Source organism: Amycolatopsis sp. NPDC039088 (assembly GCF_055598845.1).
The window spans coordinates 59,183-71,124 of the sequence record NZ_JBVKAE010000042.1; the positions used below are offsets into that span (position 1 = coordinate 59,183).

Sequence of the window (11,942 nt, forward strand, 5' to 3'; positions counted from 1 at the left end):
TTTGCCTTACCCCTCAATAACACTCATGGCCCACTTGCGGAACCGTGCAAATTAGCCAAATCGAGCGCCTGCACCTCGAAAAGTGTCCCCTGTGGACGGTGGGTCTCTTTGGCGAGTACGCCACCACCTCAACTTCAGCACGCCCACCTTCGCCTTATTGGGGGGGTGAGGCGAAGGTGGCTATCTAGCGTTCGCGACCCCGATGGCGGATCCCGAGCCGCCGAACCGCTGCCGCAAGTCCCGCTTGAGCAGCTTCCCCGAAGCGTTCTTCGGCAGCTCCTCGACGAAATGCACCGATTTCGGCACCTTGTGCGCCGCCAGCGACTTCTTGGCGAACTCGATCAGTTCCGCTTCCCCGACAGGCTCCTTCGCCACGACCACGGCGGCGATCGCCTCGATCCAGCGTTCGTGCGGCAGGCCGACGACGGCGACCTCGGCGACGGCGGGATGCGCGTACAACGCGTCCTCCACCTCGCGTGACGCGACGAGCACGCCACCGGTGTTGACGACGTCCTTGATCCGGTCGACGACGAACAGGTAGCCCTCTTCGTCCTGGCGTACCAGATCGCCGGAATGGAACCACCCGCCCGCGAAGGCCTCCACCGATTCCTCTGGCTTGCCCCAGTATCCGGTGCACAGCTGAGGAGAGCGGTAGACGACCTCGCCGAGTTCGCCGGGCGGGACGTCGTTCATCTCGGTGTCCACCACGCGCGTTTCCACGAACAGGACCGCGCGGCCGACGGAATCCGGTCGCGCGTCGTGCTCTTCGGGACGCAGGACGGTCGCGAGTGGACCGATCTCCGACTGGCCGAAGCAGTTGTAGAACCCGACTCCCGGCAGTCGCGAGCGCAGTTTCTCCAGCACCGGCACGGGCATGATCGACGCGCCGTAGTAGGCCTTGGTGAGGCTGCTCAGGTCCGCGTCCGCGAGGCCGGGATGATTCGCGAGTCCCACCCAGACGGTCGGCGGGAAGAACAGGGAAGTGACGCCCTGACGCGGGATCCGCGCGAAGATGTCACTGAGATCGGGTGTCTCGACGAGGTGGTTCGTCGCGCCGACGGCGAGGCCGGGCATGAGGAACACGTGCATCTGCGCCGAGTGGTACAGCGGCAGCGCGTGCAGTGGCACGTCGCGGTCGCTCAGGTCGAGCGCGGCGATGCAGGAGGAGTACTCGTGCACCAGCGCGCGGTGGGTGAGCATCGCGCCTTTCGGCCGGGAGGTCGTCCCGGAGGTGTAGAGCAGCTGCACGAGGTCTTCGTCGGTGACGCCGGATTCCTCATGCGGGACAACGGTTTCGTCGAGTGCCCAGGCCAATACGTCCAGTGTGGACACTTGCTCGGTCTCGACGTGTTCGGCCAGTGCGGGATCGACGAAGGCGACGGCTGGTTCGGATTGGGTGAGCAGGTATTCGAGTTCCGCGCCGCGTGCGTTGAAGTTCACCGGCACGTGCACCAGCCCGGCCCGTGCGCAACCGAGGTACAGCAACAGATACGCGTCCGAGTTCTTGCCGAAGGCCGCGACGCGGTCACCGTGGACGAGCCCGCGTTCGAGCAGCTTCGCCGCGACCCGGCCGACCGCGCGGTCGAGTTCGGCGTAGGTCCACACGCGATCGGCGAAGGTGAGCGCGATCCTGTCGGGGACGCGCCGCGCGCTGCGCTCCAGGACGCGGCCGACGGTGCTGGGGTAGCCGGGAACGGTCATCGCGGCGGTCTCCTTCGTCCGAGCGTGGCGCTCTCACACTACTTCGGAGAAGGTCGCCGGTAACCTCGTCCGCATGGCCAATCCCACCGGAGAGCAGTTCGAGATCACCCGCGGCAACGCCCGCGCCGTCGTCACCGAGATCGGTGCCGGGTTGCGTGCGTTCGAGGTCGGCGGGGTGCCGTACGTCGAGGCGTTCGCCGAGGACGAGAAGCCGCCGAAGGGCGCCGGCCAGGTGCTGTTGCCTTGGCCGAACCGCACCAAGGGCGGCCAGTGGGTCCACCAGGGCGAGAAGCAGCAGCTCGCGATCACCGAAGAGGCGCGCGGCAACGCGATCCACGGCCTGACCCGGCACGAGGAGTGGGAGCTGCTCGAACACGCCGAATCGTCGATCACCCTGGCCATCGACGTGCCGGCGCAGCAGGGCTGGCCGGTGCCGCTGCGCGCGACGATCACCTACGAGATCTCGCCGCGCGAACTGGTCGTGACGCACGAGATCCGCAACGAGGGCGAGAGCCCGATCGGCGTCGGGCTCGGCACACACCCCTACTTCCGCATCGGTGACGTGCCCACCGACGAGCTGACCCTGACGCTGCCCGCGAGCCGTGTCCGGCCGTACCTCGGCGACGAGCAGATGCCCTACGCCGACGAGCAGGACGTCGACGGCACCGAGTACGACTTCCGGTCCGGCAAGGTGCTCGCGGGTGTCGACCTGGACACGGCGTTCGGCGGGTTGAGCGCCGCCGAGGACGGCAACCACCATTACGTCCTCTCGCACGAAGACCAGGAACTGCTGGTCTGGGCCGGGCCGGACTTCCGCTGGGCGCAGGTCTTCACCCCGGACGACCTGGTCGGCCGCGGCCGGGCGGTGGCGATCGAGCCGATGACCTGCCCCGCCGACGCGCTCAACACCGGCACCGACCTGATCGAGCTGGAGCCCGCCACGTCGTGGAGCGGCAGCTGGGGAATCCGGGTCCGCTGATGACCTCATCGCCGCTGCTCCGGCTGGGGCCCGTCGACGCGGGTGAAGTGCTCACGTTGCAGCGCGCGGCCTACGTGCCGGAGGCGAGGGCGCACGGCACCCTGGATCTCCCGCCGCTGCTGGAGACCTTCGAGCAGGCCAAGCACGCTCTGGGCGATCCCGCGTGTTTCGCCTGGGGTATCAGGGAAGCCGGGCGGCTGGTGGCGAGTGTCCGGATCGTCGTGGACGGCGAAGCCGGTCTCGTCGGCAGGCTCATCGTGGCCCCGGACAGGCAGGGACACGGGCTCGGCAGCTCGTTGCTGCTCGCCGCCGAAGCGGCCTCGCCGCCGACGGTGACCGTGTTCCGCCTGTTCACCGGCGACCGGAGCGTCGGCCCGCTGCGGATGTACGCGAAGCTCGGCTACGTCGAGACGCACCGGACACCCGAGGCGCACTACGAGCTGGTCCACTTTGAAAAGCCCCGCGCGCGCCCGGCGGGGCCAGTTCGTTAGCGTGTCAAAGTATGTCGAACAAAGCACTGGTCAAGGCCATCGTCGGTGGTTACGTCGTCCCCGTCGACGGTGAACCGATAGACGGCGGCACGGTCCTCATCGAAAACGGGAAGATCGCCGCGGTCGGCACCGACGCCGACGTCGACGTCCCCGACGACGCCGAATTGATCGACGCCGCGGGCGCCTGGGTGCTGCCCGGGTTCATCGACGCGCACGCCCACCTCGGCGTCCACGAGGACGGCGAAGGCTGGTCGGGCAACGACACCAACGAGATGACCGACCCCAACGGCGCGCGGTTCCGGGCGATCGACGGCATCGACCCGTACGAGCCCGGCTTCGACGACGCGCTCGCGGGCGGCGTCACCAGCGTCGTCATCAAGCCCGGCTCCGGGAACCCCATCGGCGGGCAGACGATCGGCCTCAAGACCTGGGGCCGGACCGTCCTCGACATGATCTTCGCCGAGGAAGTCAGCGTGAAGAGCGCGCTCGGCGAGAATCCGAAGCGGGTCTACGGCGAGAAGAAGCAGACGCCGTCGACCAGGCTCGGCGTCGCGTCCACGATCCGTGACGCGTTCACCGCCGCGCGCAACTACGCCGCGCAGCGCGAGCACGCCGCCGGTGAGGGCAAGCCCTTCGACGTCGACCTGACCAAGGAGACCTTGGCCAAGGTGCTCGACGGCGAGCTGTTCTGGGACCAGCACGTCCACCGCGCCGACGACATGGTCACCGCGATCCGGCTGGCCGACGAGTTCGGCTACAAGCTGGTGATCAACCACGGCACCGAAGGTCACCTGATCGCGGATCTGCTCGCCGAGCGGGACGTGCCGGTGATCCTCGGCCCGCTGTTCACCACCAAGTCCAAAGTGGAGCTGCGCAACCGCACCCTGCGCGCGCCCGGCATCCTCGCCAGGGCGGGCGTCCGGATCGCGATCACCACGGACCACCCGGTCGTGCCGATCAACTTCCTGGTCTACCAGGCGGCGCTGTCGGTGAAGGACGGGCTCGACCCGGAGACCGCGCTGAAGGCGCTGACCGTGAACCCGGCCGCGATGCTGAACCTCGACGACAAGGTCGGCTCCCTGAAGCCGGGCCTCGACGCCGACGTGGTCATCTGGTCGGGTGATCCGCTGGACGTGATGAACCGGGCCATGCGGGTGTTCGTGCGCGGGCGCGAGGTCTACCACTTCGACGAGGCGACCGGGATGGGCGTCACCGAGGAACGCCGGTACCGCGAGGGCTGATTTTCGGTCTTGCCAGGGGTAACCCATCTGTGCTGTCATGTGTTACACACGGGGAGGGTATGTAACACATGAAGCGCTGGGTTTTCGTCCTGGTCGTCGGGATCGGTTTCTTGGTCGTCACCTTGCTGTTCTCGCAAGAGAATCCGAACCTGATCAAGTGCGGCGGCAGAATCATGTCACCCGGTGACGTCTGCGAGACCACCAAGAACGGTCGCAAGACCGGCGAGGACACCTACGACGAGATGAAAGCCGCCGCGACGTCTCGTGCCGAGACCTTCCGCAACCACGGGCTCTGGATGGCAGGGGTCGGCGTCGTGCTGACGGGCGTGGGCGCGACGATGGTGATCCGCGCGAAACGACGCAAGGCGCGTGCCGGTGTGACGGCGCCGCAAGGTGGGTACGGTCAACAGCAGCAGTGGCAGGGGCAGCCTCAGCCCGGATTCCCGCCGCAGCAAGGGAATCCGCAGCCGTACGCGGACCAGGCGGTCCAGCAGTACCCGCCGCGGCAGCAGTACCCGCAACAGCAGCAGCCCGTTCAGCCCGGTCCGCCGGTGCAGGCAGGTCCGCAGTATCCGCAGCAGGGCGGCTGGCCGCAGCAACCACCGCAGCAGCAATCGCCGCAGCAGTTCGGACCGACAGGGCACTGAGCCGTTACGCCAGAAGCCGATCGAGATCCAGTTTCACCGGAAACGGCTCGACGGCGGCGAATTCGCCGGTCATGGCCGGAGCGTCCTGGTAGCCGAGTTCGCCTGCTTGGTGGCAGGCGACAAGCGAGACGGGCTCGCTGAGGTCGACGATCCAGTAGTGCGGGATTCCCGCGTCGGCGTACTCGCCGTGTTTGGTCACGTAGTCGGTGCGTTTCGAGCCCGGTGACACGATCTCGACCACGACGACGACGTCGTCCGCGTGATACATCGTGTCCTCTTCGTCGATCCGCTCGCCTGCTTCGCGGTGGGCGATGATCAGATCCGGTCGCCTGGCGAAACCCGGCTCACCGGATGGCACCAACCCCAGATCGACGTCGATGTCCTGGATGAACTCGAGGTGATCGGGCAGCTGAGCTTCCAGTTGTCTCGCCAAGGCGTAGAGCGCCTTGTTGTGTCTCCTCTTGGGACTCGGTGACATGACGAGGCGGCCTTCCACGAGCTCGGTGAATCCGGAATCGGGCTCACCGAGCGCCGCGTACTCCGCGACCGACAGCAGGTGATCCGGGATGGCCCACCCTGGTTCACCGTGTGACCCGGCCGTGGAGTCGGGAAGGGCTGTCACAGCATCTCCTCACGTCTTCCACAGTGTCTCACGATCACCACGTGACCATTGGTGATCATATCAGCGCGGAGAGTCAGCTTTTGCGTAGCTCGCGCGCGATCACCATGCGCTGGATCTGGTTCGTGCCCTCGAAGATCTGCGGCACCTTCGCCTCCCGCATGTACCGCTCCACCGGGAAGTCCTTGGTGTAGCCCGCGCCGCCGAGCACCTGGACCGCGTCGGTGGTCACCTTCATCGCACCGTCGGTCGCGACGAGTTTCGCGATCGACGCCTGCCGCTGGAACGGCAGCCCGCGGTCGCGGCGGCGCGCGGCGTCGAGGTACATCGCGCGCGACGTCTCGACGGTCGCGGCCATGTCGGCCAGCAGGAACTCCAGCCCCTGGAACTCGATGATCGGCCGCCCGAACTGGGTGCGGCCCTTCGCGTACTCGAGCGCCTCGTCGAGCGCGGCCTGCGCGAGCCCGACAGCGCACGCGGCGATGCCCAGCCGTCCGGAGCTGAGCGACGACAGCGCGATCTTCAGGCCCTGGCCCTCTTCGCCGATCCGCCGGTCGGCGTCGACGGTGGCGTTCTCGAACATCAGTTGCGCGGTGGTCGAGCCGGTGAGGCCCATTTTCCGCTCGGGCGGCGCGGCCGAGAGGCCCGGCGTCGACGCGTCGACGAGCAGGCAGGAGATGCCCTGTCCGCCGTCGTCGCTGGTGCGCACCATGGTCGTGTAGAAGTCGGCCTCGCCGGCGTGGGTGATCCACGCCTTCGTGCCGTTCACGACGTACTGGTCGCCGTCGAGCCGCGCGCGGGTCGAGAGGGCGGCCGCGTCGGAGCCGGCGTGGGTTTCCGACAGCGCGTACGCGCCAAGCAGGTCACCCTCCAGCATGCCGGGCAGCCAGCGGTCGCGCTGCGCGTCGGTGCCGTGGTGTGCCAGCGCGAAGCAGGACATCGTGTGCACGGAGAGCCCGACGCCGACCGACATCCACGCGGCCGCGATCTCCTCGAGAACCTGCAGATAGACCTCGTACGGCAGGTCGCCGCCGCCCCAGCGCTCCGCGTACGGCAGGCCGAGCAGTCCGGCCTGTCCGAGCAGCCGGAACTGCTCGCGCGGGAAATGCGCGGCCTCCTCGTACTTGCTCGCGATCGGCGCCAGTTCCTCCCGCGAGATCTCCTTGGCCAGGTCGAGCAGATCCTGGGCCTCGGTGCTGGGCAGCAGGCGGTCCGCGGGCATGGCTCCTCCGAGCTGAACTGTACTTAAAACAGTACTGTGGGCTGATTCAGAGTACAGTAGAAGCCGCTGGGGGTACACCGTCCGCGTAAGGGATAGTGATCAGATGACCCCGCGCCGTCAGCCAACCGCGCGCCAGCGTGCGCTGCTCTCGGAACTGGAGACGCTTTTCCTCGCCGAGGGGTTTTCCCAGTTCACGCTGGACGACCTCGCCGCGAGGCTGCGCTGCTCGAAGTCGACCCTCTACGCGCTCGCCCCCAGCAAGGAGCAGCTCGCGGTCAAGGTCGTCGCCCACTTCTTCAAGGGCGCCGTCGAACTGCTGGAGGAGCGGATCGCCGGTATCGACGACGCGCGCAAGATCCTCGGGGAGTACCTCGCGGGCATCTCCGAATACCTCAATCGCGCCTCGGCCGCCTTCATGACCGACATCGCGGAATTCGCCCCGGCGCGCGACGCGTATCAGCTCAACAGCCGGGCCGCCGCCCAGCGGATCCGGTCGTTCATCGATCGTGGTGTCACCGATGGTGTTTTCCGCGAGGTGCACGCGCGGCTGATCGCGGAAATGGCGGGATTGATCATCGAGGGAATCCAGACCGGGGTGGTCGGTCAGCGCGCCGGGGTGACCGACGCGGAGGCCTTCACCGCTTTGTCGGAACTCCTTCTCGGAGGCCTTGAACCGAAAATGTCCTGAAATGACAATTCTGGTGGTATGCGTACCGCCTCGGCTAGCATCGCGCCCGTGATCGTGGTGGGTGGAGAGGCGCTGGTCGACCTCGTTCCTGGTGAACCGTTGGATTCCACTGTGGACGGTGGGCTGCGCGCGCTGCTGCCGCGGATGGGTGGTGGTCCGTACAACGTCGCCCTCGCCGCCGGGCGGCTCGGCGTCCCGACGGGCTTCTTCTCGCGGGTGTCGAACGACCGCTTCGGGGTCGCCCTGGTGGACCGGTTGCACGCTTCCGGTGTCGACACCGCCTTGCTGCAGCGGGGAAACGAGCCGACGACGCTCGCCGTGGTCGCGCTCGACGAAAAGGGTTCCGCGCAGTACACCTTCTACACCGAGGGCACCGCGGACAGGCTGGTCGGCGATCCCGGCCCGCTGCCGGAGAATGTGACGGCGCTCTCGCTCGGCACCCTCGGCATGGTCCTCGAACCGGGTGTGAGCACGTACGAAACCGTGTTGCGCCGCGAATCCGCCCGCGGCGTCCTGACCGTCCTCGACCCGAACATCCGTGAGGCGTTGATCACGGATCCGGCGGCGTACCGGGCGCGGTTCGAGTCCTGGCTGCCGCATATCCGGCTGCTCAAGATCTCCGACGATGACACGGAATGGCTCGCCGAGGGCGCCGATCCGGTCGACGCGGCAAAGGTCTGGACCTCTTACGGGGTCGATGCCGTGGTGCTCACCCGGGGCGCGCAAGGGTTGTCCGTCATCACACCGGCGGGCGAAATCGCGCGAGTTCCGTCACGCCAAGTCGCCGTCGTGGACACGATCGGTGCGGGCGACACCGTACAAGGCGCCCTGCTGGCGTGGCTGTACTCGAACGAGGTGCGCGACCTGTCCACAGTCGACGCCGACGGCTGGCGTTCGGCACTCGAATTCGCGGCGAAAGCGGCGTCGATCACGGTCTCGCGGAGTGGTGCGGAACCGCCGACAGCCGAAGATATGGCTTCCGCCGTGTGAACCTGGTCCCAAAGGGGCTGTTGTGAGCAACTCACCCGCTGCGCGGTGACCCCATTCTCGACTAGCGTGGAGGGGAATTCATACCCCAGCGGGGCGGTGTGCAGCGAGGCCGTGGGTCACGCGCGTGAAAGAGGGCGTACCTGTGGAACCTACAGGCGCCGCCGGCCCGTGCTGAACGTGAGAGGGACTTACATGTCCGACGCGACGACGGCTGCGGGGCAGTCCGGCGAGACCGCGACGCTGCGCCTGCCCAATGGCGAGCACGAGTTCAAGGTGATCCACCCGGTCGAGGGTGCGCCTGGGATCGAGCTGGGGAAGCTGCTGGCGACGACCGGGTACATCACCCACGACCCCGGGTTCGTGAACACCGGCGCCGCGTCCTCGGCCATCACCTACATCGACGGTGACGCCGGCATCCTGCGCTACCGCGGGTACCCGATCGAGCAGCTGGCCGAGAAGTCGACCTTCATCGAGGTCTCCTACCTGCTCATCTACGGCGAGCTGCCCACCGAGACGCAGCTGGCCGAGTTCACCGAGAAGATCCAGCGCCACACCCTGCTGCACGAGGACCTCAAGGCCTTCTTCAGCGGCTTCCCGCGCGACGCGCACCCGATGCCGGTGCTGTCCAGCGCGGTATCGGCGCTGTCGACCTTCTACCAGGACTCGCTCAACCCGTTCGACGAACCGAACGTCGAGCTGTCCACCATCCGCCTGCTGGCCAAGGTCCCGACCCTGGCCGCGTACGCGTACAAGAAGTCCGTCGGGCAGCCGCTGCTGTACCCGGACAACTCGCTCGGCTTGGTCGAGAACTTCCTGCGGATGACCTTCGGCTTCCCCGCCGAGCCCTACGAGGTCGACCCGGACGTCGCGAAGGCGCTCGACCTGCTGTTCATCCTGCACGCCGACCACGAGCAGAACTGCTCGACCTCGACCGTGCGCCTCGTCGGCTCCTCCGAGGCGAACCTGTTCGCCTCCATCTCGGCCGGTATCAATGCGCTCTTCGGCCCGCTGCACGGTGGCGCCAACAGCGCGGTTCTGGACATGCTCGAGGGCATCCAGGCCGAGGGCGGCGACGTCGCGAACTTCGTCACCCGCGTGAAGAACAAGGAAAAGGGTGTCCGCCTGATGGGCTTCGGGCACCGGGTCTACAAGAACTACGACCCGCGCGCGAAGATCATCAAGAACACCGCGGACGACATACTCTCCAAGCTCAAGGGCGGCGACCAGCTGCTCGACATCGCGAAGAAGCTGGAAGAGACCGCGCTCTCGGACGACTACTTCATCGAGCGGAAGCTGTACCCGAACGTCGACTTCTACACCGGTCTGATCTACCGGGCGCTCGGCTTCCCGACGAAGTACTTCACCGTGCTGTTCGCGCTCGGCCGCCTGCCGGGCTGGATCGCGCACTGGCGCGAGATGATCCAGGACCCGGCCACCAAGATCGGCCGCCCGCGGCAGATCTACACCGGCTACGCGTCGCGGGACTACGCGCCCATCTCGGAGCGCTGATCCCCCTCCGGCAAGCGCCATGAAAGGTCCTTTCCTCGCAAAATTTGCGAGGAAAGGACCTTTCATCGCATCCGGGCGTGCGAGGACCGGAGCCCGCGCTTAGGGTTTCCGGGGTGACCAGAGAAGCCCCCGTAGTGCTGTGGTTCCGCCGCGACCTGCGCCTCGGCGACCACGCGGCCCTGCTGGAAGCCTCGAAGCACAGCAAGCACGTCCTCGCGCTGTACGTCCTCGACGACGCGCTCCTCAAGCCCTCCGGCGCCCCGCGCGTCGCGTTCCTGCACGGCTGTCTGAAGGCGCTCGACGAGCAGCTCGGCGGACGGCTCATGCTCGTCAAGGGCGACCCGGTCAAGGAGGTCGTCAAGGCCGCGCGCGAGATCGGCGCCTCCGCCGTGCACGTCAGCGCGGACACCGGACCGTACGGCCGTCGCCGGGACGCCGAAGTCGCGAAGGCGTTGGCAGAGCACGACATCGCGTGGACCGAGACGGGATCCTCCTACGCGATCACGCCCGGCCGGGTCGTCAAACCGGACGGCGACCCCTATCGCGTGTTCACGCCGTTCTATCGCGCCTGGGCGCGCCACGGCTGGCCGCGACCCGCGGACACCGGAAAGTCCATAGTGGACTGGGTGAAGCCGCCACGTTCGGTGAAGCTCCCGAAATCGCCGTCCCTGGAGGGAATGGAACTGCCGGAGCCGGGCGAGAAGGCCGCGCTGGAACGCTGGCACGAGTTCCTCGACGACGGGCTCGAAACCTACGACGAGGACCGCGACCGCCCGGATCGTCCCGGCACGACAAGGCTTTCGCCGTATCTGCGCTGGGGGTGCGTGCACCCGCGCACCCTGCTCGCCGACATCGCCGGGAACGAGGGAGTCGGCGCGAAGTCGCTGCGCGGCGAGTTCGCCTGGCGCGAGTTCCACGCCGACGTACTGTGGCACCGCCCCGAAACCGCGCGGAAGAACTACGACTCCCGGTTCGACGCCATCGAGTACGAGAAGGACGACGACGCCTTCGAGCGCTGGTGTGCGGGACGCACCGGCTTCCCGATCGTCGACGCCGGGATGCGGCAGCTGCTCGCCGAAGGCTGGATGCACAACCGCGTCCGGATGATCGTGGCGAGTTTCCTGGTCAAGGACCTGCATCTGCCGTGGTGGCTCGGCGCACGGCATTTCATGAAGCATCTGGTCGACGGCGATCTCGCGTCGAATCAGCTGAACTGGCAGTGGGTCGCCGGGAGCGGCACCGACGCCGCGCCGTACTTCCGGATCTTCAACCCGACGACGCAGGGGGAGAAGTTCGACCCGTCCGGCGCCTACGTCCGCCGCTACGTCCCCGAACTCCGCTCCCTGCAAGGAAAATCCGTACACAAGGCGACGGACGTCCGCGACTACCCCGCCCCCATGGTCGACCACGCCCACGAACGCCAGGTCGCCCTGGAGCGCTACGGCGCCATCAAAGGTACGTGAAGGCCCCCTTCATGTACCTAGGCGCAAGGACCCCGGCAAAGTCGCGGTCTTGCAGGTCAGGCGACTATTCCTGCACTGTCGCGGGGCCGCATGTGCCGGTCGTGGAGCTTGATCAACGGAGGATCAGGGACACTCAACGTCCCTGATCTTCCGTTGATCAAGGGCGAGCCGAGGTGGGGCAGGCCTGATTCTGGATGCCAGTGGGGCTTCAGTGTCCACAAGGGACACCGCCAGCCGATCGAGTGTCCGATTGATGCCGCTAAATACGTTTCCGCGCGGGGTCGTGAGTGTTAATGAGGGTTATTGATCCGTAAGGCAAATGTGGCATGATCGGGTGATGGTGGCGAGGGTTCGGGTGACGGATGCGCGGCGGCTTTCTCAGCAGTCGCAGG

General features: G+C 67.2%; 11 protein-coding genes. 8 read left to right on the forward strand and 3 right to left on the reverse strand.

The window, feature by feature from the left end; translation table 11 throughout:
• Window positions 1-180: 180 nt before the first annotated feature.
• A complete protein-coding gene (locus ACZ7KI_RS36915; RefSeq protein WP_470277646.1) occupies window positions 181-1,701 on the reverse strand; it encodes a fatty acyl-CoA synthetase in 1,521 nt (506 codons plus the stop codon).
• 73 nt (window positions 1,702-1,774) lie between these two features.
• Between ACZ7KI_RS36915 and ACZ7KI_RS36920 the strand changes: the two genes are divergently transcribed.
• From ACZ7KI_RS36920 to ACZ7KI_RS36935, 4 genes are all read left to right on the forward strand, one after another.
• Window positions 1,775-2,680 (forward strand): aldose 1-epimerase family protein, encoded by a 906-nt coding sequence (locus tag ACZ7KI_RS36920; protein ID WP_470277647.1) that lies wholly within the window; start codon window positions 1,775-1,777, stop codon window positions 2,678-2,680.
• Entirely contained in the window at window positions 2,647-3,171 is a 525-nt protein-coding gene (locus ACZ7KI_RS36925; RefSeq protein ID WP_470277648.1) for a GNAT family N-acetyltransferase, read from the forward strand. Before ACZ7KI_RS36920 ends, ACZ7KI_RS36925 begins: the two co-directional genes overlap by 34 nt.
• Before the next feature lie 11 nt (window positions 3,172-3,182).
• The gene (locus ACZ7KI_RS36930; protein WP_470277649.1) at window positions 3,183-4,412 is read left to right on the forward strand and encodes an amidohydrolase; all 1,230 of its coding nucleotides are present in this window, start codon (window positions 3,183-3,185) and stop codon (window positions 4,410-4,412) included.
• Between the two features lie 68 nt (window positions 4,413-4,480).
• Window positions 4,481-5,059, forward strand: coding sequence for a hypothetical protein (locus ACZ7KI_RS36935; RefSeq protein ID WP_470277650.1), 579 nt, complete (start codon window positions 4,481-4,483; stop codon window positions 5,057-5,059).
• Between the two features lie 4 nt (window positions 5,060-5,063).
• Here the strand turns inward: ACZ7KI_RS36935 and ACZ7KI_RS36940 are convergent, their stop codons facing one another.
• Complete coding sequence (locus ACZ7KI_RS36940; RefSeq protein ID WP_470277651.1) at window positions 5,064-5,681, reverse strand: Uma2 family endonuclease; 618 nt, start codon at window positions 5,679-5,681, stop codon at window positions 5,064-5,066.
• A 73-nt stretch (window positions 5,682-5,754) separates the two neighbouring features.
• On the reverse strand, window positions 5,755-6,900 hold the full coding sequence (locus ACZ7KI_RS36945) for an acyl-CoA dehydrogenase family protein (protein ID WP_470277652.1): 1,146 nt from the start codon (window positions 6,898-6,900) through the stop codon (window positions 5,755-5,757).
• A 103-nt stretch (window positions 6,901-7,003) separates the two neighbouring features.
• Here ACZ7KI_RS36945 and ACZ7KI_RS36950 point away from each other — a divergent pair, with 103 nt between their 5' ends.
• The 4 genes from ACZ7KI_RS36950 (at window position 7,004) to ACZ7KI_RS36965 (ending at window position 11,550) form a co-directional block, all read left to right on the forward strand.
• The gene (locus ACZ7KI_RS36950; RefSeq protein ID WP_470277653.1) at window positions 7,004-7,588 is read left to right on the forward strand and encodes a TetR/AcrR family transcriptional regulator; all 585 of its coding nucleotides are present in this window, start codon (window positions 7,004-7,006) and stop codon (window positions 7,586-7,588) included.
• Between the two features lie 48 nt (window positions 7,589-7,636).
• Window positions 7,637-8,578 carry a carbohydrate kinase family protein gene (locus ACZ7KI_RS36955; protein WP_470277654.1) on the forward strand — a complete coding sequence of 314 codons (942 nt, stop codon included), beginning with the start codon at window positions 7,637-7,639 and terminating at the stop codon, window positions 8,576-8,578.
• A 192-nt stretch (window positions 8,579-8,770) separates the two neighbouring features.
• Window positions 8,771-10,087: a citrate synthase gene (locus ACZ7KI_RS36960; RefSeq protein WP_465502468.1), complete on the forward strand. Its 1,317-nt coding sequence runs from the start codon at window positions 8,771-8,773 to the stop codon at window positions 10,085-10,087.
• Window positions 10,088-10,200: 113 nt separating this feature from the next.
• Window positions 10,201-11,550, forward strand: a complete 1,350-nt coding sequence (locus ACZ7KI_RS36965; RefSeq protein WP_470277655.1) for a cryptochrome/photolyase family protein — start codon at window positions 10,201-10,203, stop codon at window positions 11,548-11,550.
• The last annotated feature ends 392 nt before the right edge of the window (window positions 11,551-11,942 follow it).